The sequence below is a fragment of the Hahella sp. CR1 genome, assembly GCF_029813005.1.
GTDB lineage: Bacteria > Pseudomonadota > Gammaproteobacteria > Pseudomonadales > Oleiphilaceae > Hahella.
Window position 1 is genome coordinate 768,824 of the sequence record NZ_JAPELK010000001.1, and the last position, 24,304, is coordinate 793,127.

Annotated in this window: 20 protein-coding genes; 12 read left to right on the forward strand and 8 right to left on the reverse strand. The window is 55.7% G+C overall.

Translation table 11 applies throughout. The annotated features are described in order from the left end of the window. Positions 1-131: 131 nt before the first annotated feature. Positions 132-689, forward strand: coding sequence for a 2OG-Fe(II) oxygenase (locus ONV78_RS03420; RefSeq protein WP_279501133.1), 558 nt, complete (start codon positions 132-134; stop codon positions 687-689). A gap of 42 nt (positions 690-731) precedes the next feature. Here the strand turns inward: ONV78_RS03420 and ONV78_RS03425 are convergent, their stop codons facing one another. Then, the gene (locus ONV78_RS03425) at positions 732-2,639 is read right to left on the reverse strand and encodes a S41 family peptidase (RefSeq protein ID WP_279501134.1); all 1,908 of its coding nucleotides are present in this window, start codon (positions 2,637-2,639) and stop codon (positions 732-734) included. A gap of 167 nt (positions 2,640-2,806) precedes the next feature. Between ONV78_RS03425 and ONV78_RS03430 the strand changes: the two genes are divergently transcribed. From ONV78_RS03430 to ONV78_RS03440, 3 genes are all read left to right on the forward strand, one after another. Continuing rightward, a complete protein-coding gene (locus tag ONV78_RS03430; protein WP_279501135.1) occupies positions 2,807-3,028 on the forward strand; it encodes a hypothetical protein in 222 nt (73 codons plus the stop codon). A gap of 22 nt (positions 3,029-3,050) precedes the next feature. Further along, positions 3,051-3,869, forward strand: coding sequence for a DUF2310 family Zn-ribbon-containing protein (locus ONV78_RS03435; RefSeq protein WP_279501137.1), 819 nt, complete (start codon positions 3,051-3,053; stop codon positions 3,867-3,869). 113 nt (positions 3,870-3,982) lie between these two features. Next, complete coding sequence (locus tag ONV78_RS03440) at positions 3,983-4,438, forward strand: DUF4124 domain-containing protein (protein ID WP_216736031.1); 456 nt, start codon at positions 3,983-3,985, stop codon at positions 4,436-4,438. A 19-nt stretch (positions 4,439-4,457) separates the two neighbouring features. Here ONV78_RS03440 and ONV78_RS03445 read toward each other — a convergent pair whose 3' ends face one another. Together ONV78_RS03445 and ONV78_RS03450 are read right to left on the reverse strand one after the other, a co-directional pair. Beyond that, positions 4,458-6,401, reverse strand: a complete 1,944-nt coding sequence (locus ONV78_RS03445) for a methyl-accepting chemotaxis protein (protein ID WP_216736032.1) — start codon at positions 6,399-6,401, stop codon at positions 4,458-4,460. A 149-nt stretch (positions 6,402-6,550) separates the two neighbouring features. Further along, a complete protein-coding gene (locus tag ONV78_RS03450; protein ID WP_279501141.1) occupies positions 6,551-7,513 on the reverse strand; it encodes an isoaspartyl peptidase/L-asparaginase in 963 nt (320 codons plus the stop codon). A gap of 140 nt (positions 7,514-7,653) precedes the next feature. Here ONV78_RS03450 and ONV78_RS03455 point away from each other — a divergent pair, with 140 nt between their 5' ends. After that, positions 7,654-8,832, forward strand: a complete 1,179-nt coding sequence (locus ONV78_RS03455; protein WP_279501143.1) for a hypothetical protein — start codon at positions 7,654-7,656, stop codon at positions 8,830-8,832. Here ONV78_RS03455 and ONV78_RS03460 read toward each other — a convergent pair. Then, positions 8,829-10,010, reverse strand: coding sequence for an ABC transporter substrate-binding protein (locus tag ONV78_RS03460; RefSeq protein WP_279501144.1), 1,182 nt, complete (start codon positions 10,008-10,010; stop codon positions 8,829-8,831). The genes ONV78_RS03455 and ONV78_RS03460 overlap by 4 nt on opposite strands. A gap of 256 nt (positions 10,011-10,266) precedes the next feature. On the opposite strand from ONV78_RS03460, the gene ONV78_RS03465 reads away from it, so the two are divergent. The 5 genes from ONV78_RS03465 to oadA all read left to right on the forward strand — a co-directional run bounded on the left by ONV78_RS03465 (position 10,267) and on the right by oadA (position 17,045). Then, entirely contained in the window at positions 10,267-11,628 is a 1,362-nt protein-coding gene (locus ONV78_RS03465; RefSeq protein WP_279501145.1) for a CmpA/NrtA family ABC transporter substrate-binding protein, read from the forward strand. Between the two features lie 48 nt (positions 11,629-11,676). Beyond that, the gene (locus ONV78_RS03470; protein WP_279501146.1) at positions 11,677-12,693 is read left to right on the forward strand and encodes an ABC transporter permease; all 1,017 of its coding nucleotides are present in this window, start codon (positions 11,677-11,679) and stop codon (positions 12,691-12,693) included. 40 nt (positions 12,694-12,733) lie between these two features. Next, a complete protein-coding gene (locus ONV78_RS03475) occupies positions 12,734-13,615 on the forward strand; it encodes an ABC transporter ATP-binding protein (RefSeq protein ID WP_279501147.1) in 882 nt (293 codons plus the stop codon). Positions 13,616-13,760: 145 nt separating this feature from the next. After that, positions 13,761-15,233, forward strand: a complete 1,473-nt coding sequence (locus ONV78_RS03480) for an acetyl-CoA carboxylase biotin carboxylase subunit (protein ID WP_279501148.1) — start codon at positions 13,761-13,763, stop codon at positions 15,231-15,233. A 15-nt stretch (positions 15,234-15,248) separates the two neighbouring features. After that, on the forward strand, positions 15,249-17,045 hold the full coding sequence (gene oadA / locus ONV78_RS03485) for a sodium-extruding oxaloacetate decarboxylase subunit alpha (protein ID WP_216736039.1): 1,797 nt from the start codon (positions 15,249-15,251) through the stop codon (positions 17,043-17,045). Positions 17,046-17,155: 110 nt separating this feature from the next. Here oadA and ONV78_RS03490 read toward each other — a convergent pair whose 3' ends face one another. Continuing rightward, positions 17,156-18,217 carry a patatin-like phospholipase family protein gene (locus ONV78_RS03490; protein ID WP_279501149.1) on the reverse strand — a complete coding sequence of 354 codons (1,062 nt, stop codon included), beginning with the start codon at positions 18,215-18,217 and terminating at the stop codon, positions 17,156-17,158. 522 nt (positions 18,218-18,739) lie between these two features. Here ONV78_RS03490 and ONV78_RS03495 point away from each other — a divergent pair. Then, on the forward strand, positions 18,740-19,792 hold the full coding sequence (locus ONV78_RS03495) for a PLP-dependent cysteine synthase family protein (protein WP_279501150.1): 1,053 nt from the start codon (positions 18,740-18,742) through the stop codon (positions 19,790-19,792). Between the two features lie 41 nt (positions 19,793-19,833). Here ONV78_RS03495 and ONV78_RS03500 read toward each other — a convergent pair whose 3' ends face one another. The 3 genes from ONV78_RS03500 to ONV78_RS03510 all read right to left on the reverse strand — a co-directional run bounded on the left by ONV78_RS03500 (position 19,834) and on the right by ONV78_RS03510 (position 23,255). Continuing rightward, positions 19,834-20,634, reverse strand: coding sequence for a class I SAM-dependent methyltransferase (locus ONV78_RS03500; protein WP_279501151.1), 801 nt, complete (start codon positions 20,632-20,634; stop codon positions 19,834-19,836). Positions 20,635-20,914: 280 nt separating this feature from the next. Beyond that, positions 20,915-22,714: an ATP-binding protein gene (locus ONV78_RS03505; protein ID WP_216736044.1), complete on the reverse strand. Its 1,800-nt coding sequence runs from the start codon at positions 22,712-22,714 to the stop codon at positions 20,915-20,917. A 34-nt stretch (positions 22,715-22,748) separates the two neighbouring features. Next, positions 22,749-23,255, reverse strand: coding sequence for a hypothetical protein (locus ONV78_RS03510; RefSeq protein WP_127974103.1), 507 nt, complete (start codon positions 23,253-23,255; stop codon positions 22,749-22,751). 368 nt (positions 23,256-23,623) lie between these two features. Between ONV78_RS03510 and ONV78_RS03515 the strand changes: the two genes are divergently transcribed. Continuing rightward, positions 23,624-24,277: a glutathione S-transferase family protein gene (locus tag ONV78_RS03515; RefSeq protein WP_279501154.1), complete on the forward strand. Its 654-nt coding sequence runs from the start codon at positions 23,624-23,626 to the stop codon at positions 24,275-24,277. Positions 24,278-24,304: the final 27 nt, after the last annotated feature.

Below are 24,304 nucleotides of genomic sequence, written 5' to 3' on the forward strand. Positions count from 1 at the left end.
TATTTCTCATCCTATCGCCGCCCTTTGTGGGCGGCTTATGCGTATGGTTTTCCCTGTCCGCCACAGGATAATACAGACTCCTACCGCCCATTTGGGCATTCGCCGCGTAGTCATAGGAGTGAGTTGGCGACATGAAAAAAATCGAATACGGCGCAGGCGTTTTCGCCATTCAAGGGTTTCTAACGGCGCCAGAGTGCGACGCTTATATTTCCGACAGTGAAGCGATGGGATACGACGAAGCGGAGATTCAAACCGCGCGCGGATCGCAGATGTACAAAGATATCCGTAATAATGATCGCGTTATTTTTGACGACGCCGTCATGGCGGATAATATCTTCAACCGAATCAAAGCCATGCTGCCGCAGGAGTTGGACGGTTGGGAACTGATCGGCTTGAACGAACGCTTGCGCTTCTATCGCTATGAACCCGGCCAGTACTTCAAATGGCATCGCGACGGCTCATACGCCCGCAGCGAGAAAGAAGCGAGTCTACTGTCATTCTTGATCTTTCTGAATGAAGACTACGAAGGCGGAGAAATCGCCTTCCGCTGGGACAAAATCAAACCCGAAAAAGGCTCCGTGGTAGTATTTCCCCATGCCACAATGCATCAAGGCTCCACTGTCGAAAGCGGCGTTAAATATGTGCTGCGCACGGATGTGATGTATCAGGAGGCTCTCGATACGAAGTGAGGCGGCGGATGCCGCCCTACCTTGATGATTTTACGCTATCCCCTATTTTTTCAGTGCGAGCAATTCGGCGAATAAGCGAAGAGTTTCCTGCATCTCCACATCTGGCTGACCCATTTCGTTCCAACGCAGCTCCAACTCGTTGATTTGGTTTTGCAGACGCAGGTAACTGGCGTCGTCCAGAAGGTATCCTTTCAATTCTCTCTCAGCCAGAGCATTTTGATATTGGTTATAGAGCTGGAGCGTGGGATCTGATTTCACTCTTTGCTCATGTTGGGTTTGTAAATGAGAATAATCAAATCTTGGCGATTCATTGGAGTAGACAGAGTCTGTCGAGTCCAGCAGATAGTCGTTGTAGGGACTAGTTACCTTTTCTGCTGACAATATATCAGCGGGATAGAGCTTTAATGACAGGTCTGGCTCAATGCCTTTTCCAGTCAAACTCTCTCCGTTAATTTTATATAAGGCGGCGGAGGCGATACAAACGGCGCCCGTTTTCGTTTTTTTGCTCTGACAAAAGATTCCATTTCCTGATGTGCGTCTCCCAATAACGACCGCCAAACCATGCTCTTGTAGCGCAGACGTTAACGTTTCTGAGCCGAAAGCGGTATTTTCATTTACCAAGATCACAGTTGGAAGCTGTATCTGAGGTTCAGAAAAAGCATCGTAGACCTTCCAGCGCTCGTCTGTATTAACGATGGCCATGGGAGAATGCAGAGGTAAGAATAAGTCACTGGTCTTTAGGCTCTCAGCAAGGATAGATCCGACATTGTTTCGGAGATCGATAATGAGCCCATCTGCGTGATTGTTTTGAATGTACTTAAGCGCAGCCCTAATATCATCCGCTGATGAAACAGGGCTGCTGTAGAATGAAGGCGCCTTCACAACGCCTATTTTGAAGTTCTGATTTTCTAACCCTATGACCTCTATGTACCGCGATACCCGATCCAGAGGGATTTTTACTTCCTTATGCTGAATTAAGATGGGAATTTTAGCCCCATCGCGTATAACCGTAAGCTCCGTATGGGCGCCCTTTTTCGCTGCCAGGGTTTCCACTGCTTCGTCCAGATTAATGCCTGCCAAGTCTACGACGGGACCTTGATCATGTCTGAGACTGACAAGCCTATCGCCAACTTTTAGCGTACTGGTGGGCGCGGGACTGTCGGGTAAAATTTTAGTTATCTGAACCAAGCCAGTGTCTTCTTTGAGGGCTACCCCAATACCAACCAATGAAGAGTCAGAGTAGTCTTTGCTTGGTGCAGGGAAGTATCTCGACCAAGGATCAAGGTGCTTCATGATGGATGAAACTAATGTGTTGAAGTATTGGTCGTTATCTGAGTGCTTTAATCTTTCTATCTGGTGTTGCAGGCTTTTTTCCAGAACATGAGTCGCCTCGCTATTAGTCAGCCCACTTCTTGTCAGTTTGCGTAAGTCATGGGTTAAATGCTGTTTCCAGCGAAGGCGTAATTGACCTGCATCGGCGGCCCACTCTTGAGAGTTCAGCGGTCCATAAAAATCCGCGAGACTGATATCGTGAACTAAATTTTGCGCGGTCTCTAAATTTATGGTTGCAGCCTGTTTATACAGTTCACCAACTTGATATGCGGAGGAGATTGCCCCTGCAGCAATCAAAGTTGAGAACTCTGGGTGCTGCTTTTCAATCTCGTTAATATCGGCTTGAGAGAGTGCCAGTCTCTCGGGATCGAGTTGCAGAAGATATCTGTTCAGACTTCCTTGCCAAAATTTCTCAGCCTCTATATTCGTATTAAAAATGTGGCTTTGTTTGACTTGGGAAAGCACTTGAAGAAACTCTTCCTGCTCCGTGGAGATTTGTCTCGATACCTGCTGAGTAGAGGACTCTGGACGGTAGCCTTCGTTCGTTGCGCACCCCCCTAGTGATACAGCCGCCATTAAAAAGGCGAATGGGATGAGGTTATTCCTTTTGTTTGTCATGATTTATTTCCAGCTGAGAAAAATAGAACGCATTTTACATTAAACATAAGACCGGAGAAGGAAAGCCCGCCGCTGTTTCAAATAGCCACCGTATCCGACCTATTGTTTATAGAATGGTTTCAGCGTGGCAGAATGCCAGAATGTTTTTAACCTGGTCGGTTTGTTAGATGGAAGATCTATTAGTCCTACTCCTTAGACTGCTGGGCGTCATTGCGCAAGGCGTGTTCTATTTCGTGATGGAGTTTCTGATCAAAGGCCCGGGGTATCTGATCCATCGGCTATCCGCCGGTAAACATGCCGACCCGGAAGGGTTGTTTGCATTCGTATTTGGGATATTGTTCTGGGTTGTGGTTGGATTTGGAGCGTATTTTATATATCGCCTAGTTTGAGTTCAGGGATTGGGAATAAACATTGATTCTACGTAAAGTAACCTTCGGTTCGCTGGTTAATGATGATAAAGATGAGGCGCTGGAGCTGGCGTTCAGCTTTCTCTCTACGCTTGCACATAATGGGCAAGTGAATGTAGACGATTATGTTTGTGCAGTTCAGCAAGGCATTGTTTGCGCATATGTTAATACACTTGGACCAAGCGCCACGGAGCTGAGTTTTTTTAACCGTTATGGTTTGAGTTCATTGGAAGCGCTTAAACGGTATTTTGGTGGTGAACCGGTTTGGGAAATGTTGGAGGATAATGCGCCAAAGAAAGAAGCCCTATGGAAAGGCGCGCCATTCCTGTACCTGCATACGCTCGATAATGGCGGCGAGTCGCCGTTATATCGGGGCGACAATGGAGAAAATATCACCCTGTACACCGTCCCTTGCGATGCAGACGAACGTGAGCAGGCTTATTTCTGGCAGCGGAATTACCGCCAGTGTGACTCGATTTGGATGAGATCCGCTGTGCTTGAGTCAGAAACCTACAAGGAACTTGCCGACGCCAATAGCGCGCTGACTTTAGCTGGGAAAGAGGTGTGCGGGATCATTGAAGCCGCCACTGGCGTACCTACATACTACTTTCTCTTTCGGTATTGGGGCCGACGCAAACATGAGGAAAAACGCAGGTGTCCAGGGTGCGGTGGAGATTGGCGGACAGGTCATTCTATTGAGAGGGGCGGCGACCTCTGGTTATTCCCCTACCAATGCGAACCCTGCAGGCTGGTCGGCAGTCACGCGTTAGCGGATGACGATGAGCGTCGTGCTTCCATTGGTGAATGGAAGGGCGCTAAGTAGCCGTTTGGCGAGTGTTTCCGCGTTTATTTGTATCCTGGGATTGATGGTCTATTCTGGTTAGTTTGTAAGGCTGCTCGTTAGGAGCGGCGTGGACTGAGCCTTTGGAGTTGGAAATGCGGAAGTTGGCGGTGATTTTCTTGTTGTGTTCAGGGATGGCGAATGCGGGTATCTATAAGTGTACGGATGCGTCGGGCAATATGACGTTTTCGGATCGTCCCTGTCCGGGGCAGAAGCAGGAGCAAATCAAAAAGGATGCGGCGCCTGTTGCTACAGACGATGAGGGTTCTGCGTCCGGGGAAGCATTAGGGTCTGATTTCTGTTCTAAATCCATCAGCAATGGCAAAGACTGGCTCTCGAGCATGCGCGACGTCGCCAGGAAAAACCTGAACTCCGGCCACATGACGCAGGCGCAATACGATCAGGGCATGCCTGAATTGAAGCGCATCGAAAGCAAGTTGACCCAGCGCGAATGCTCGCAGGCAAAAGGTAAGCAACGCCAGTTCTTCGAGTGTATCAATGACGCGTCCAATCACATCGCCCAGTGCATGAGCACCTATCGGCCTTATTAATCCCTTAAAACGTCGGGCGTCACACTACAAATTCAGACACCTGCCGCCGCAAGTCCGACACGGACTGCTGGATACTGGCTCCGGCCTGGGCGGATTCGGCGGCGGACTGCTGGGTGCGCTCTGACGCGTCGGCGATATTGACGATGTTGCGGTTGATCTCCTCCGCAACGCCGCTCTGTTCTTCTGCCATTGAGGCGATCTCGGTAGTGCGATCGTACAGACCAATCACCAACTGGTTGATGTTCTCCAGACTGCTGTCCGACTCGGTGAATGCCTCACTGGAGCGCTTGGCCCGCTCTGAGGCGGCGCTGATGGAGCGCACTGCGCTCTGACTGCCGCTTTGCAGGCTGTCTATGCGGTTTTGAATCTCTGTGGTGGACTGCTGGGTTTTATTGGCGAGAGTGCGCACTTCATCCGCCACCACCGCGAAACCGCGCCCGCTGTCTCCCGCCCGCGCAGCCTCGATGGCGGCGTTAAGCGCGAGCAGGTTGGTTTGTTCGGCGATGGTGCGTATCACCAGCAATACGGAGCCGATTTCTTTGCTGTGAGAGTCGAGTTGATTGACGACTTCTTCCGCGTTGCTCATCTCTGATTGCAGCGAGTGCAACATATTGCGCAGATTATGCGAGATAGAGCCGGACTTCTTGGTTTCCGACTTGATGTGATCGACGTCGTTGGCCACCAGTTGCACATGCTCCGCCACATGATGAATGCTGCTGGACATCTCTGAGATGGCGGAAGAGATCTGTTCGATTTCCTGCTTTTGATGCGCCACGGCTTCATCGGCGTGCTGGGTGTTCTGCTTTAATTCATCAGATTGCGACGAAGCCAGTTCCGCGGATTTATTCACGTTCAACACGATTTTCTGTATCCGCTCGATAAAGACGTTGAGGCCTTTGCCCACGTCGGCGATTTCGTCATTGCCCTGAATTCTCACCCGTTGCGTCAGGTCCGCCTCACCCTCGGCGATGTTCCAGATGGCTTTGCTCAGCACATCCACCTTCAACACCACCCGTACGCCCAGCACCAGTGATATGAGCACGACCAAAATAACTCCCGCTGCAAGAGAAGCCGTAGTCAGACTGCCGATTAACGACTCCGCCCCTTCGCGAATCTGCAGGACGGCGGAAGAGATGGATTCGTCCGTTTGCGTTTCGGTGTTTTTCAGAGATAACCGTAGCGCCTCTGATACCCGCGACAATTCACTGCCGAGCACATTGGCCACCGCCACTTTGCTCTGGTTGGTAAGATCTGAGAACTGGCCTTTCAGGCGCTCCATTTGTCCGTCGATGCGGGAAGTGCTGACGCCAACTACAAACTGGCCGATCACGGCGCCCTGGGGCGCGATATCCGTACGAATGACGACGATGCCGGGATCTTTCTCCGCCGCATCGATGACCTTGGCCAGCGAGCCTTTGCCTTCGCCCTGTTTGATCAGCTCCTGCACTTTCTCATCGGTGCGGTCGACATAGCGGGTCAACTGCTCCGGCTCCTGGCCGAAAAAGCCATAAAAGCCGGCGAACACGATGGAATCGCTGTTGTCCACCAACTGCGCCAGGCGCGTCAATTCGGGAGTGTCCCGGTCCCAGATAGCGGGGGGGGCGATAGCGGCGACGATGCCGGTGAGGTTCTTAACCCCTTCATCCAGGGTCTGTCGCAGATTCTGGGCGATATCTTTGCGTTGAGTCTCCAACTGCGCGCCCAGCTTGCTCTGTAGTTGCTGTTGGGCGTTATCGGACATGGTCTGTAATTGCGTGGCGACGGTGCTTTCCGCCGCGCTCAACTCAGTGCTGACCTTCTGGCGGCTGTCACGCAGGCCGGACTCGACCTCTTTGACCAGATTGTTTAACTGAAATTGTCCGAGCAGAATATTGGCGACAATCTGCAGCGCCACCGCAACGCACAACACGATAAGCACCGGCCGCAACAGCCGGGTGGTGAAAAAACGCAGCAATTTAGGCATAGACATCCCCAGAAAGTACTGACAAACGGCGCAAAGCCCCCTCGCGTCCTGACGGAAGAGAAGGGGACTTTTGTCAAAAACCTTCTTTAAGAATAGTCTATCCCACTGTTTTGGCTAAAAATAATGCTAAATCTTAGTGGCTTTGACCGTTAAGCCTTACTGGGGCGCACCGCGTCGTCACCGTAGATGCCGGTGAAAACCTCGCCGTCGCCTTCGCTCCAGCCCCGATACATGCCTTCCGTATTAAAATTCAACACCACTGCGCCGGTATGATCGATGGCGATCAATCCGCCTTCGCCGCCTCTTGGCTGCAACTCCTCGAACAACACCTGCTGCGCGCACTGCTGCAGCGATTCGCCAAGATAGCGATAACGGGCGCACACCTCATGGGCCACGACATGGCGAATAAAGTATTCCCCGTGCCCGGTGGTGGACACGGCGCAACTGCGATTGTCGGCGTAAGCGCCGCAGCCGATCAGCGGAGAGTCGCCGACGCGGCCGTACTTTTTATTGGTCATGCCGCCGGTGGAGGTGGCGGCGGCCAGGTTGCCGGCCTGATCAAAGGCGACAGCGCCCACGGTGCCGAATTTATAGTCCTCCGCGCCCGGCTCCAGGCTGGGCTTGGCTTTATCCTGGGCCTGACGCCACTGGCTATGGCGCATGGGCGTGCCGAACCAGGAGTTTTCCACCTGGGGCAATCCCATCGCTTTGGCGAAACGATCAGCGCCTTCACCCGCCAACAGGACGTGTTCGGATTTGTTCATGACCGCGCGGGCCACTGTCACAGGGTTCGGGCTGTTGCGGATGCCCGCCACGGCGCCGGCTTTCAGGGTGGCGCCGTCCATGATGGAGGCGTCCAGCTCATGATCGCCATCATAGTTATAGACGGAGCCTTTGCCGGCGTTGAACCACTCGCTGTTCTCCAACTCGCGCACCGCCGCTTCGACGGCGTCCAGGCTGGTTCCTCCCTGGGCTAATATCTGTTTGCCCGCCATGACCGCCTGCCGCAGGGCGGCGTGTACTTCGTTCTCCTGGTCCTCTGTGAGCATTCCTTTGGACAAGGTCCCCGCTCCTCCATGAATGGCGATCGCGTATCGATTCGGCTGCGTCATAAAAGTTTCCTGGTTTTCCTGATGAAATACTGCTGGCGCCTGGGGTTTTCCCCAGTTATCGCCCCAGGCGGGGCTTGTTTAACTGGAGCGTTTTAACAGCAGATCAATATTCCAATTTTCCAGTCAGGGGATCAATCATCATGTTAAACCTTTGCCGATCGTCTCTCGCCATACGCTATCGGCGCTCTGTGCTGACCATGGCGCTGGCCGTCCTCACTGCGCCTTTGCTGACGCTGTCGTCAGCGCGCGCTGCGGAAGGGCTGGCGGATGTTTATCAACATATTGAGGCCATGCGCATCAGTCGTGAGCTCTGTAACAAGGCGAAATTGTCCGTAGTCAGCGAAGCGACTTTTCGTGAATGGGCGGAACATAATCAGGTGGCGCAAGTTGATGCAGTAGTGAAACGGCGCATTGAGGATAGCGCTAAAGTGGAACACATACTGGAGTCAGCCAAACTCAAACTGCGCCGCTCCCTGGAAAGTAAGATGCCGGGGTTATGTCAGGCGATGGCGGGTGCGATCGCCAGCGATGAATTTAATCTAATCCACAGTTATCCCGCATTTTACCGGACGCTTAAGGCTTCCCCGCAACACGCGGATGCTGCGCAAACCCCCAAGCAAAAAGGAAGTAAGCCTGCGGTGAAGGTGTCCCTTATTTCCGCTGAGATGGATAAGTATCTGAAGCCGGACGGCGGCCCGGATTGGGATGAGGTGGAAAAGGTGGTGCTGACCGACTCGTCGAACGGCTTCAGCCTGATATTTAAACCTCAGCTTCTGTTCAGTAACGGCGATCTGTATCGTGATTTCGACCTGGCGTTGGAAGATCTGGATGTGGAAGCTTCGCGGCGCGTCCGGCCCAGAGCCTGGGGTACTTGGAAGGAGAAGGGCGACACTTACGTCTTTAGCATTCCCGGAGACGATCCTTGGGAGGTTCCCCAAGTTTATCCAGTATGGCCTGCAGACAAGAACGCGAAACTGGAGGGAACCTGGAAAGCCGGTTCAACCATGATCATGCCCAGTGCTGAAATGGGCATGATGGATGTCATCGCCTCAGCGCAAACCATCACTTTCACCCGTGACGGACGCTTTGAGCTGAACCGGTCTTCCGGCGGCTCCGTGGCGTCTGCAGGCGCGGGCGTCTCCACCTACGCTAACGCTGGCGCCGCCGGGAAATATCGCTTGAGCGAATACGCGCTCACCCTCCAGTTCGATGATGGGCGCACCGAGCGCGTCAGCTTCTATCATTTCGACAGCAAGGAAGGCAAATCCTTCACCGTGGTGGGCATCGCTGGCGTCACCTTTATCAAACAGGATGACTAATTGCTTGTCAGCGCCATTTGTTCAATGACGGATTCAAGGGAAAAGTTGTAGGCGGAGATGGTTGGGTTCAAGGCCAGGGAATAGCGGGAGAAGTCGACTTTGCGCAGGGTCTGTGGATAGTCTTCCAGGCGCTTCAGCACGGCGATGATCTTGCCGGCGTTGCGGTGATTGGCCAGCAGCAGAGGGGTGTGAAACACGCTGGTGGCCACCGGGCGGGGCTTACCCTGTAAATGATCGAAGGCCAGGATGACCGCCCAGGCCCCTTCGACATAGTGGCCGCCGGCGGTGATTGTGAGCGCGCCTTCGCTTACCTGGCGCAGAGAGGTCGGGTTGATGTCATAGGAATTGACCCAGACATCCCGGCCCGGCGTGCGCTGGTATTTCTCCAGCGCGGCCAGGACGCCTACAGTCGTGCGATAGTTGGCGGACCAAATGGCGTTGGTGTCAGGAAAGCGCTCCAACAGGCCCATGGTGCGGCTTTCTGCGTCCTCGGCGCTCCAGTCGGTATACACCACCTGATTAAGCGTGACGTCGTCGAATAAGCCTACCGCCGTGCGCAACCCTTTCTCCCGGGCGATGGCCGGGCCATCGGCGGCGAATCCGTTGACGGCGATCATATTGACCCGGCGTCCGGGAGCGCTGGCTCTGACATCGCGAATCAACGCCACGGTGACGGCGGTGGCGGAGCCGATGTCGTCCGGCAGCAGTTGGGCGATCCAGTGTTCGAAGCGCTGCTTGGGACTCCCCAGCCTTTCGGCGGCTTCTCCTTCGAGGCCGCTGTTATAGAGCACACAAATCACCGGCGAGCTTTCACAGAGGGGGATGAAGGTTTCCGCCGTCTGCAGAAAGTTAGGAAAAATGATGGCGTCGAACTTACGCCGCTCTTTCAGCAGACGCTCGAACTGCCGCAGCATCAGATGGCGGTCGGCGTCGCCGTCCAGCACGTGCAGTTCCACATTCAGATCTTCCGCGGCGCTTTGCGCGAACAGCGCCACCCGGCTCCAAAACGGGGTGTCATTGGGAATCAACAGGGCGAAGCGATATTGCGCAGCGTTTGCTGCGCAGCAATAAAACAGCAGAGCGACCCATAACGACGCGCCTCTGACCACAGATGCCACTCGATACTTGCAATACATGCAGTTTTTGCCGTTCAGCAATTCAAGACAGGAATATGACAAAGTATCGCCTACCTCTGAGGAAAAGCCAAAGCAGTGGAGGCGAGCGGAGTGGTCATTGCTCACTCAAATGGTGCGATATACCGCGGGCATAGTGCATGGTGTTGGGATAACTTGGTGCGTTATACGATTTTCGCCAGCGCCAAAAAAGTGCGCCGTTAAAGTGATTGAATATCAACTAAATGATTTAAAAGATAAAAATCCGCCAATGGTATGAATGTTGGATTGATGTGGTCAGTTCTTAACCTCGGAGCGGACCATGAAAGTCACGATAACGCTAAAGAATCTGGTGAAGGGTATTGTCCTGTCCTGTTGCGTAAGCGGCGCGTTTGCAGCGGAACCGGAGAAGGAAGATCTGAAGTTCGGTTTCATCAAGTTGACGGATATGGCGCCATTGGCGATTGCGCGGGAAAAGGGATTTTTTGAAGACGAAGGTTTGTATGTCGAACTGGAGGCGCAGGCCAACTGGAAAGTGTTGCTGGACCGGGTGATCACTGGTGAGTTGGACGGCGCGCACATGCTGGCGGGGCAACCGCTGGGCGCCACCATCGGCTTCGGCACTCAGGCGCATATTATCACCGCCTTCAGCATGGACTTGAACGGCAACGGCATCACCGTGTCCAACGACGTCTGGCGGGAGATGAAAAAGCATATCCCGATGGAGAACGGCAAACCCGTGCATCCTATCAAGGCGGATTACCTCAAGCCGGTTCTGGAGAAGTATCGGAACGAGGGCAAGCCTTTCAAGATGGGCATGGTGTTTCCCGTCTCCACGCATAACTATGAACTGCGGTACTGGCTGGCGGCGGGCGGGATTCATCCGGGCTATTACGCGCCCCACAGAGGAGACATCACCGGACAGATCAAAGCCGACGCCCTGTTGTCGGTGACGCCGCCGCCGCAGATGCCGTCAACATTGGAGGCGGGTACGATCTTTGGCTATTGCGTGGGCGAACCCTGGAATCAGCAGGCGGTCTTCAAAGGCATCGGCGTGCCCGTCATCACCGATTACGAACTGTGGAAAAATAATCCTGAGAAAGTATTCGGCGTTTCCAAAGCCTGGGCGGATAAATATCCCAATACCCATATCGCTGTGGTGAAGGCGATGATCCGCGCCGCCAAATGGCTGGATGAAAACAACAACGCCAATCGCCCGGAAGCGGTGAAAATCCTGTCCCAATCCAATTACGTCGGCGCGGACTACGAGGTGATCGCCAACTCCATGACTGGCGCGTTCGAGTACGAGAAGGGCGATAAGCGCGCTCTGCCGGACTTCAACGTGTTCTTCCGCTATCACGCCACCTATCCCTATTACTCCGACGCCATCTGGTATCTCACCCAGATGCGCCGTTGGGGCCAGATTCCCGAAGCCAAACCTGACAGCTGGTATATGGAAACCTCGAAGCAGGTCTATCGCCCTGATATCTATCGCAAAGCCGCGGAAGCATTGATCGCGGAAGGCAAGATGGCGAAATCCGACTTCCCTGATTTCGCCAGTGAAGACGGCTTCCGGCCGCCGCAAGCGGAATTCATTGACGGCGTCGCCTATGACGGACGCCAGCCCAACGCTTATCTCTCCAGTTTCAGCATTGGCTTGAAAGGCGACGAGACGGTGGAATAACGGCCCTGCGTCGGGCGCGCCCGACGCTTCTTGGCGTGAGGACGGAAAATGATGGCTCAAATTTCTCAACGACTGGAAAGCGCCGCCTGGCTGGCGCCCTGGGTGCGTCTGCTGAAAGGGGAAAATCCCCGTGAGCAGGTCTCCGCCATTGTGCGGGGCGTTGGCGTGCCGTTACTGGCTTTTCTGCTGTTTCTGGGCGTCTGGGACGCGGCGGCGTCGCGCATTCAGACTTCTCTGGGCGCGGTGCCGGGGCCGGCGCAAGTCTGGGAGCAGGCGCTAGGGCTCTGGCTGGAGCACCGACAAGAGCGGGAAAAGGCGGAGGCGTTCTATCAACGTCAGGAAGAACGCAACGCGAAAAAGCTGGCGCAAGACCCCGCGGCGGACGTGAAGTGGCGCTCCTATAACGGACGTCCGACCTACTTGGACCAGATCGTCACCAGCCTCTATACCGTCTTCGTCGGCTTCAGTCTGGCGGTGCTGATCGCCGTGCCAGTGGGCGTCGTATGCGGGCTTAGCAAAACCATGTACGCGGCGGTCAACCCCCTGATTCAGATCTTCAAACCCGTGTCGCCGCTGGCCTGGCTGCCGTTGGTGACCATGGTGGTGAGCGCAGTCTATGTCACCGACGATCCACTGCTGGAGAAATCCTTCGTCAACTCCGCCATTACCGTCACCCTGTGCTGCATGTGGCCGACCCTGGTCAACACTATCGTGGGCGTGTCCGGACTGGATAAGGACCTGAACAACGTCAGTCTGGTGCTGCGCCTGTCCTGGATGACCAAGGTGCGCAAAGTAGTGTTGCCGTTCGCTGTGCCGATGATCTTCACCGGCATGCGCTTGTCACTGGGGGTGGGCTGGATGGTGCTGATCGCCGCGGAAATGCTGGCGCAGAATCCGGGGCTGGGTAAATTCGTGTGGGACGAATTTCAGAACGGCAGCTCCAATTCTTTGGGGCGCATCATGGTGGCGGTATTCACCATCGGGATCATCGGCTTTGCGCTGGATCGCGGCATGTTGGCCATCCAGCGGCGCATCGCCTGGGATAAAACAGCGGACATACGCTGAACAAATTGAACCTGTGAGCTTTAACCAAGAGGAGTCGCCTATGTCCGCTGAACATTTGTTGATCGACCATGTCAGCATAGAATTCGATACGCCAAAAGGGAAATTCAGAGCCCTGGATCGGGTCAATCTGCGCATTGGGAAAGGGGAGTTCGTCTCCCTGATCGGGCATTCGGGATGCGGTAAGTCCACGGTGCTCAACATCATCGCAGGGCTGTTGCAGGCCACGGAAGGCGGCATCGTGCTGGACGGCAAGGAAGTAAACGAGCCGGGGCCGGAGCGGGCGGTGGTGTTTCAGAACCATTCCCTGCTGCCCTGGCTGACCGCCTATGAAAACGTGGAGCTGGCGGTGCGTCAGGTGTTCCGCGGCAAGAAGAATAAGCGGGAAATGAAAGAATGGATTGAGCACAACCTGCGTCTGGCGCATATGGATCACGCCATGCACAGGAAGCCGTCGGAAATTTCCGGCGGCATGAAGCAGCGGGTCGGTATCGCCCGCGCGCTGGCGATGGAGCCCTCGGTGCTGCTGATGGATGAACCTTTCGGCGCCCTGGATGCGTTAACCCGGGCGCATTTGCAGGACTCCTTGATGGAAATCCAGAATGCGCTTAACAACACGGTCGTCATGATCACGCACGATGTGGATGAAGCGGTGCTGCTGTCGGACCGCATCGTCATGATGACCAACGGGCCGGCGGCGACCATTGGCGAAGTGCTGTCCGTGGACCTGCCGCGTCCGCGCGATCGACTGGCGCTGGCGGATGACAGCCGCTATAACCACTTAAGGGCCGAAGTGCTGCGTTTCCTGCATGAGCGGCGCGGGAATAAAACAGCGCCCGCTGTGGAAGAGGACTCCAGTACAGTGATTGAAAACGGCGTAAAAATACCCTCTAAGTCGCCGCGAAAGGCGCAAGAAGCGGCCTGATCAGGCCGCTCAGAGAGGCGATTAATAAACTTTATCGACACTATGGCGTTACTTTTCTTCACAGACATACGTATTTCCCGCTAGACTTATCGGCGGCTAAATGACTCTCATTTAGTCACTAAAGAAAAGAAGAGGGATAATTCCAGTGCCTGTAACTTCTACATCATCACAACCACAATCATCATCGAGACCCAAGCTGTCGATCAAAAAAGTATTGATAGCCAACCGCGGCGAGATCGCGGTGCGGGTCGCCCGCGCCTGTCGCGAACTGGGCATTCGGTCTGTTGCGATTTATTCGGAAGCCGACCGCTACGCCTTGCACGTGAAGAAAGCGGACGAGTCCCATTGCCTGGGGTCCGATCCGTTGCAGGGCTATCTCAACCCGCATCAGATCGTGAATCTGGCGGTGGAGACAGGCTGTGACGCGCTGCATCCGGGCTATGGATTTCTCTCCGAAAACGCTGAGCTGGCGGAAATCTGCGCCCAGCGGGGGGTGAAATTTATCGGTCCGAGCGCCGACGTCATTCGACAAATGGGCGATAAAACCGAGGCTCGCAACAGCGCCAAGCGCGCCAGCGTGCCTGTGACTCCCGGCAGTGAAGGCAATCTGAGAGATCTGGAGCACGCGGTGGAAGTCGCCGCGGGCTTAGGCTACCCGGTCATGCTGAAAGCCACCTCCGGCGGCGGCGGACGCGGCATTCGCCGCTGTAACGACGAGAAAGACCTGCGCAGCAACTACCAACGGGTTATTTCAGAAGCCACTAAGGCGTTTGGCCGTGCGGAAGTGTTCCTGGAAAAGTGCATCGTCGACCCGCGCCATATTGAGGTGCAGGTGTTGGCGGACGCCCATGGCGGCGTCGTGCATCTGTACGAGCGGGATTGCTCCATCCAGCGCCGTAATCAGAAACTGATCGAACTGGCGCCCTCGCCGCAGCTCTCCAACGAACAGCGCCACTATGTGGGCGAACTGGCGGTGAAAGTCGCCAGGGAAGTGGGTTACGAAAATGCGGGGACGGTGGAGTTCCTGCTCGATCATGACGGCAGCTTCTACTTCATGGAGATGAACACCCGGGTGCAGGTGGAGCACACCATCACCGAGCAGATCACCGGCATCGACATCGTCAAAACCCAGATCCGCATCGCCGCTGGAGAGCCCCTGCCGTTCCTGCAGGCGGACATCAGCTATCGCGGTTTCGCCGCCCAGTTCCGCATCAACGCGGAAGACCCGAAAAACGGTTTTCTGCCCAGCTTCGGACGCATCAGCCGCTACTACTCTCCCGGCGGCCCGGGCGTACGGACCGATGCGGCGATTTATACCGGTTACACCATTCCTCCTTATTACGATTCCATGTGCGCCAAGCTCATCGTCTGGAATCTCACCTGGGAGGACATGCTGGAGCGCGCCGAGCGGGCGCTGGAGGACATGCAGATTTACGGGATTCGCACGACGATTCCCTACTATCGCGAGATTCTCCGGCATCCTGAGTTCCGCGCGGGAGACTTTAATACCGGTTTCGTCGAAGCCCATCCTGAACTGATCAACTATTCCATCAAACGTCGGCCGGAATCGCTGGCCGCCGCGCTCGCAGCGGCGGTCGCCGCGCAGGCGGGCATGTAAGGGAGCGAATTAAGTATGAGTAAGAAAATAAACATCACTGACGTCATCCTGCGCGACGGCCACCAGTCGCTGATCGCCACCCGCATGCGCACGGAAGATATGCTGCCGGTGGCGGAAAAACTCGACAAAGCCGGTTACTGGTCTCTGGAAGTATGGGGCGGCGCCACGTTCGACGCCTGCGTGCGCTTCCTGAAGGAAGACCCCTGGGAGAGACTGCGTCAACTGCGTAAAGCCATTCCCAACACGCGTCTGCAGATGCTGCTGCGCGGCCAGAACCTGCTGGGCTACAGACACTACTCCGATGACGTAGTGACGGCGTTTGTGGAAAAGGCCGCCAGCAACGGCATCGATGTATTCCGCATCTTCGACGCCCTCAATGACGTGCGTAATCTGGAAACCGCGATTGCGGCGGTGAAGAAAACCGGCAAGCACGCTCAAGGCACGATCTGCTACACCACCAGCCCGGTGCATACTGTCGAGGCGTTTGTGGATCAAGCCAAGCGTATGGCGGATATGGGCGCGGACAGTATCGCCATCAAAGACATGGCGGGTCTGCTGACTCCACAAGTGACTTTCGACCTGGTCAGCGCGCTCAAGCAATCCCTGAAGCTGCCGATCTTCCTGCACTCTCACTACACCTCCGGCATGGCGTCCATGTGCCAGCTGAAGGCGGTGGAAGCCGGCGTGGATCACCTCGACACCTGTATTTCCTCCTTCGCTGGCGGCACCAGCCATCCGCCCACGGAAACCATTGCGGCGACCCTGAAAGCGGCGGGCTACGAAACCGGCCTGGATATGAAACTTCTGGGCGAGGTGGCGGCGCATTTCCGTGAAGTGCGCAAGAAGTACCACCAGTTTGAAAGCGAGTACAACGGCGTCGACACCAGTGTGCTGATCAATCAGGTGCCTGGCGGCATGATGTCCAACCTGGCCAACCAGTTGAAAGAGCAGGGCGCGCTGGATCGCATTCGCGACGTATTCGCCGAAATTCCACGGGTGCGTGAAGACCTTGGCTATCCGCCGCTGGTGACGCCGACCTCACAGATCGTGGGAACGCAGGCAGTGCTCAACGTGATCACCGGCAAGCGCTACGAGACCATCACCAACGAAGTGAAGCGCTATCTGCAGGGCTGGTACGGTCAGGCTCCGGCGGCGGTGAATCTGGAGTTGCAGAAGCAGGCGATCGGCAAAGAAGATGTGATCGACTGTCGTCCCGCTGATCTGTTGCAGCCCGAGTTGCACAAATTGAAAGAAGAAGTGGGCGATCTGGCGGAGTCGGATGAAGATATGCTGACTTACGCCATGTTCCCGGAAGTGGCCAAGCCGTTCCTGCAAGGGCGCAAAGCGGGCACTCTCAAGCCGGAGCCGTTGCAGCCGAAGGCGGACGCCAAGGCGGCGGGCGTGGCGACCGAGTTCAAGATCACCGTTCACGGCGAAACCTACGACATTCATGTCACTGGCGTCAGCCCCGGCAGCGAGAGCGAGCGTCGTTTCTATATGACGGTAGACGGCGAGCCGGAAGAGATCATGATCGAGTCCACTGGCGCTTATACGCCGGCTGAAGGCGGCGGCAAGCGTCAGCGCGCTTCCGCACCTGGACATATCACTACCGCCATGCCCGGCAACATTGTCGATGTGCTGGTCAAGGAAGGTCAGACCGTGGCCGTTGGCGACGCGGTGTTGATTATCGAAGCCATGAAGATGGAAACCGAGATCAAAGTCGGCGTCGCCGGTGTGGTGAAAGGTGTTTTCGCCAAGAAGGGCGACCGCGTTACGCCGGGAGAAATCCTGGTGGATATCGAGACCGCCTGATCCCGCCTAGACAGTCATTCGCCATCGTCGTCCCCGAGGGGGCGGCGGTGGTTTCTCCCCGCTTAGCTTTTTCTGACCTTGCCCGTTTCCTCGCCAATAAGCCCCGCTCGTCAGGGTTGGAAGGGCTGAATGTCGTCCAGACCTTTGCCAGTGGCGACCATTTCGTGCAAGGCGTCCGCCATACGCTCGCTTTCCTGCAACACCGTACGCCAGTATTTGAGGCGGCTGTCTGCGTCCAGATGCTTGAAATCATTACGATCGGAGATTTTGCCGTAGGGGAGTTTCGCCACCAGTTCCCTGGACGGCGCCAGCATCAGCACGTTGTCATAATGGCGGGGATCGACGCGTCGATAAGGCAGCTTTTTATCCAGCCAGCCCGGCGTCACCTGCTGACTGAAGTGCGGGTAGAGGACCAGCCCCTGGCTTTGATTAAAAGGCAGATCAAAGTGGTAATCCAGAATACCGCCGTCCCGGTAGACGCCTTTAGGAGCGTCCGTAATGTCGGAAACCCCGGACAGCACCAGCGGAATCGCGCCTGACGCCATGAGCGCCTGCTCCAGATTCTGCGCATGGAGAGGAGCGGTGCGGGTAGGCAGATCCTTTAACTGCAACGCAGGTTCTGCGCCGGTGTGAAACAGCACGCGCTCGAAGAACAATCCCAGCGCTCGCCGGCTTAGCGCATTGGCCCCGGCGGCCAGCGCCAGACCGAATAACTGCAGCCAGACTTTTTCCGAAGCGGCGGGGCCGCGGCAGCGGTCCGCCAGAATATGCGTACGAATAGTAGGATGGACGGCGACTTCCGCTGCGCCATTGGCGCCCAGCGTGGTTTGCACCATCAGTCTGGCTTTGGCGGTGATCTCCGCCACGTCGGGCTTGTCGGAATAGCGCTCCTGGGAATAATGCTCCGCCAGCCGGGTAATCGCCGCTACTGGATCGTTCTGGGCGAAGCAGGCCATGCGCCAGGCGCCGGCGGAGGAGCCGATGGTGTGCAGCGGCGTACCGCGATCTTTGAAAAACTCACCAGACAGATACTTGTCCAGCCCGAACAGGATGAACCATTTGGGGCCCCCGGACGCTCCCGCCAGCAGATTGAAGTCATTCGCTTTCAGACCGCGATTGCGGATGTGTTGCAAGGCCTTTGGGCCGGCGATCAGGGTTAGGGCGGATGACATGGCGGGCTCCCGTGATAAGACAGTGGGGCATCATGCCAAAGCAGAGGAAGAGCGACAAGCGTGCAGACGCCAGGAAAAAGGGTGGGAGGCCGGCGTTGCGACCGGCTCCCGGGGTGGCGGTTAAGCCTATGCCGTCCCTGGCGACGAAATACTTTTCGCTCCACAGCGCCTGAGCATACGACTTTCCGGTTCCCGGCGACATCTGGGGATAACGCGCGCGCTGCCAATCGCCACGCACGTAGGCGCACAACGGGAACTGGCCGGAAAATTGCTGCAGGATTTGGGAGGGCGCGAATGCTACAGAAAGCCCCTGGCATTTACAAGGAAATCCCATCCGCCGCAGCGGTTAAAATGTCAGCGTTTGTAACTGAATGTAAGATAACGGAACGACTCACCTGCTCTGGTGTATGTTTAATAAGGTTTGGACAAAAAGACTCGACAAATTGAGTAGTGGGTTTAATAGCTGAAGGCTATATACTTATAACTCTGAAAACTAACCACAGAACTAAGAGGTAATCGGGCATGAGTTGGGTCAGTGAGGCGATTCAGAAGATTGAGGCGGATTTCCAACGTTCGGCGGACACGCATTTGATCAAGGTCGATCTGCCCTGCATTCCAGATATACATCTCTATTTGAAAGACGAATCCACCCACCCCACCGGCAGCCTGAAACACCGACTGGCGCGTTCCCTGTTTTTATATGGGCTGTGCAACGGCTGGATTCGCGAGGGGACGACGATCATTGAAGCGTCCTCCGGCAGCACGGCGGTGTCCGAAGCCTATTTCGCCCGCTTGCTGGGACTGCCATTCATCGCGGTGGTGCCGGCGTCCACGTCGCAGCAGAAGCTGGATCAGATTACGTTCTACGGCGGCAAATGCCATAAGGTCAGCACGGGCAGCATTTATGACGAGGCGGAGCGACTGGCGCGGGAAGTCGACGGCCATTATATGGACCAGTTCACTTACGCGGAGCGGGCGACGGACTGGCGCGGCAACAACAATATCGCCGAATCCATTTTCCAGCAGATGCGGGCGGAGCCTTTTCCTATTCCCACCTGGATTGTGATGAGCGCGGGCACTGGCGGCACCTCCGCCACGATCGGGCGCTATCTGCGTTATCAACAACACGCCACCCGGCTGTGCGTGGCGGACCCGGAAAATTCGGTGTTCTACGATTACTACCAGACCCGGGACGCCTCACTGACTCTGGCGCAACCCTCCTGCATTGAAGGCATTGGTCGTCCGCGTGTGGAGCCGTCTTTTATCGCCGGTATTGTGGACCGCATGATCAAGGTGCCGGATGCGGCTTCCATGGCGTCGCTAAGCTGGCTGCAGCATTTATTGAATCGTCGCTGCGGCGGCTCCACCGGCACCAACCTGTACGCCACCGTACAATTGCTGGCGGAGATGCGCGCCCGGGGCGAATCCGGCTCGGTCGTCAGTATGATCTGCGACGGCGGCGAGCGTTATCTGGATACTTACTACAATCCTCAATGGCTGCAGGACAAAGGCTTCAACACGGCTCCCTATGAGGAACAACTCAAGCGTTTTGAATGCAGCGGCGAGTTGAACTGAGCGGCTTCCGCCGCAGTGGATGCGGCGGTTCTCATCATCGACTAGCCCGCGCAGACGCTATCGTTGACCTGCACGGATGCGGCTCCCAGACTGAGGAACTTGTCGCTGATCACGTTTGGGCGGCGGAATGCGATGTGCAATTCATCGCTGAGCGATTCCAGATAAAAGCCGTGAGTTTGCAGCACGCGCTGCAGACTGCGGCGGGTATGAAACGCCATGTGCGCATTGCGCGGACAGGCGTACCACCAATCCACTCCCTGCATTTCAATATCTCTGGGCTGCAACAGCGTGCTCAGCAGCAGCGCGCCGTTCGGCGCCACCAACGAACATAGCTCTTTGAACAGGTTGTGCTGATCGCTGACATGCTCCACCACTTCGAAGGTGGTGACCAGGTTGTAAATCCGGGAAGGCTTTTTACAGTTGGCGTGATGGTGAGGGTCGTAGGTGGCGCAATCGCTGAAGCCCTGACGACGCAACAGACGCTCCAGATGCCCTTCGCCGCCGCCGAAATCGAGCAGGGACTCATTCCTTAGATCATCATCCAGGGCGCGGGTCAGGAATTGCGACAGGCGAGCGGCGCGCTCACCGGCGAAGGGCGGATCGGCTTTCAGGTAGTCGCTGTTGTACACCTGCCGCTCGAAGTCCGCATCGCTCCAATCGTCGAAATAGGGCGTGAACATGAAGCCGCACTCGCGGCAACGGTAGTAATCGACTTGAATGAGGGACGGGGGAAAGACCCGGCGGCCTTCAAAATGATCACTGCCGGATTTGTTGAAGTCCGTGGCTCCCATATAATTCACACCGCCCATGCAGATCCTGCAGGCGTGTACTGCTTTGTCCATAATCGCATCCATTTCTATGCTTATTAGTATCGTCGGCGCTGCCGGAGCGCATCCGACCGACGCCGTCCTGAACCCTTTTTCTTTTTTGATGGCCTACCCGCACAGCAAGCGCTGCAGCGCGCACGCCAGCCGCGCCTCAGGCCCGAGGGGCTGCGCCAGCGTGAATAGACCTATGCCGTTAATATAAAACGAAAAGCCGTAAAATATCCAAGTTTCGTTGGAAACAGCGCAGCGCGATAACGTAAAGCAGGTATGAATGTGGCTGGAGGGCCAGGCGCGTCTAGTGCGCCTGTGGGCGACCGAGGTATTTGAAGATAGTGGACTTCATCAGCTCCACGTCGATGGGCTTGAGGATGAACTCCTGAAACTTGAGGCCTAGCCGACTGGCTTCCTGGCTGCCGTTCACATTGGCGGTGACGGCGACGATGGGGATGTCGGCGAGTTCCGGGTCTTCCTGAAAGCGGGAGCAGACATCCAGCCCGGAAGTAGTGGGCAGGTTGAGATCCAGCAGCACCAGTTGCGGACGATAAGTACGCGCCATGGCGATACCTTGCTCGCCATTGTTGGTGGTCAGCAACTGGACGTTGCGTAGACTGGCGAACAGGCTCTCCATCAAGCGAATGTTGGAGTAGTTGTCTTCGATATAGAGCACCGTGGCTTTGGGCGCAGCCAGAATCTCCAAATCCGGCGGACGCGGCGACACGGCTTTGACGGCGCTGCGGTCCTGGGCTTTGACCACATCGAGAATCGGGAATTTCACCCAGAACAGACTGCCTTGGCCTTCCTTGGATTTGAAGCCGATTTGCCCGTTCATCAACAGCACCAACTGTTGGCTGAGGGCGAGTCCGATGCCGGTGCCTTCGATCGCCATATCCTGAGCCAGGCGCTCGAAGGGTTTGAATACCTTGTGGTGATCTTTCTTGTGAATGCCGATGCCATTGTCCGCCACGCTCAGGCACAGCATGCCGCTGCGGCTTTCGTGCTCCAGCTCGACCTTCACCCAGCCGCCTTTGCGATTGTACTTGATGGCGTTGGTGAGGAAATTGGTCAGCACCTGAACCATGCGGGTGCGATCCACCTTGATCAGATAATCCAGGCGCACTTCCGGCTCATAGACGCTGATGTTGTTCATCATCGCCATGGAGCGAATCATGGATACGGACTCATTAACCAGAGACTGAACGGAGCAGGGCTCGATGCTGATGCTGAGCTGGCCGCTCTCGATCTTGGACAGATCCATGATGTCGTTGATAAGAGAGAGCAGGTGTTCGCTGGCCTTGTAGATTTCGTCGATGTTCTGCATCTGTTCCCGGGACAGATTGCGGCTTTCCATCTGCATGAGCTGGGCGAAGCCCATGACCGCATTCAGCGGCGTGCGCAGTTCGTGGCTCATGTTGGAGAGGAAACGGCTCTTGGCGTCGCTGTTGGCCTCCGCCCGGCGGCGGTGGAAATCGGCTTCGACCTTGGCCTGTTTGGCCAGATACATCAGCCAGTACAGGGAAATGAAACCGATCAATACGGTTACCGCCAGCACGGACAGCAGCACTTCCGCATAGAAGAAGATATTGGCCAGTTCGTCTCGCTTCGCCACTCGCAGCGTCACCTGCTCCTGGTGGGCGATCAGCGTCAGCTCATGGGCGATGCGGCGGGTTTCGTCGAGCTTGTCGATCAGTTCGGGGAGTATCGGGTCCGGGTCATTGACGGCGTTGTCGAATAAAGGCGACAGGGCTTCGATCTGATAGGTGACGGAGGTCATCAGGGCCTGAGTTTTTGGCAGCAGACTGATGGCCTCGCGAAACTCGCCTTTCTTGAACAGATCGGTGCGGCTAAGCAGCACCGAGTAACGGATATCCAGATCTTCCGGCAGGTGGTCGCCATGCTGCAGCGCATGGGCGATGATCAGCATATTCATCACTTCCACTTCGATCTGATGAATAGACCAATACAAATCGTCCTTCGCGACTCGCACCTCCAACGCACCTTCGCGTAACGTGACTATGGTGGCGGTAACGGCGATGGCGAGTATGACTGTGGCGGCGGCTAATACAACACCGAGAATCGACCGAATTCGCTTTACCAAAAATATCTACTCTGAAAATGACGCGTTACGCGGGTTACTCGACTTTTATCTGAACAAGTTGCCATATGCAACGTTGAAAGAAAATTTCATTTTTGGTTTCGGGGACAAGGTCGAAGGGATAGATGACGAAAACCGGACCTTTTTCCCTGATGTTTAACGTTTCTCCATCTATACGCGTGGCCAGCACGACATCATAGGTTTGAAAATCCTGAATCGGGATGTTGGTGGCGTAGTCGTTCAGAGCGATGGCTTTGACTTTGCCGCCCTGCGCTCCCACCAGTTTCATCAGATCACGCGCCAGCGGGCCGGAAAATGTCTTCGGCGCATCAAACCAGGGCGTACTGGTCTTGATGCTGTGCTGGGGCAGTTGATCGAGCATAGCCAGATCGAATTTCGCTACGTTCCTACCGTTAGTGTTGGCGATTTTACCGCTGACGGTAAGCACGGCCCTTCCCTGTGGCGCATTGAGTCCCTCTGCGAGGGCGGGGGCGCAAATCAATCCCAGCCCGAATACTACCAAAATAAGACGCAGTGCTTTCATGACGCCCTCAAATGACCATTTCCTTCATAAAAATAACCGACAAGCATGAGCTTTGAATGACGGACAGGCAAATTTTTTTCGGGCTTTGGACCTCGAATTCTCCCTGCGGAAACGCCTCGGAAGCATGCTGCAGCCGTTCAAGGAACAGTTGTAATTAAATAATAATAGACGGATTCGCATTAAATGCTGAGTCAGTTTCTTATCCGGCCCCATAAATTGACAGAAAAGCGGCCGTTTTCATAGTTCGCCTGCGTAAAAAGATTTTTCCGGCCAAACACACGCAACTCTATGAAATTAATACTTCTTTCACTCGCCATCTAGGATTGCCGGATAATTTGATCTAAAGTTGTCCAGTCAAAGGAGGACTTATGCAAACTGAACTTACTCTCGTTATTGGCAATAAGAATTACTCGTCGTGGTCTTTACGCGCGTGGCTGCCATTGAAGCGCAGCGGGCTGGCGTTTTCAGAGGTGTTTGTCCCCCTGATGACGCCGGGTTACAAAGAAAAACTGTTGGAATACTCTCCGGCTGGGAAAGTACCGGCGCTGTTGATTGACAGCCGTCCGGTATGGGATTCGTTGGCCATCGCCGAATGGGTGGCGGAACAGACGCCTGAATTCTGGCCCAGGGACTCTCTGGACCGGGCGTGGGCCCGCGCTGTGACCGCGGAAATGCACTCCGGTTTCTTCGGCGTGCGCGGCTCCATGCCGATGAACTGTCGCGCAAGCGGCCGTCGGGTGGAATTGGATGAGGAGACCCGGGACGAAGTCGCACGTATTTGCGAAATCTGGACCCAGTGTCGGGAGGCTTTCGCGGACCGCGGCCCCTGGTTGTTTGGAGAATGGAGTATCGCCGACGCCTTCTATGCGCCGGTGGCGTCCCGTTTCCGCACCTATGGCGTTGAAGTCAACGCGGTTTGCGCAGGCTATATTGAAACGACCTGGAGCGATCCGTTAATGCAGGAGTGGCTGACCCATGCCCAGCAGGAAACGCAAGTCATCGAAAAAGGGGAGGCGGGATAACCCCCTCCTGTCTGCGGACGTAATCGA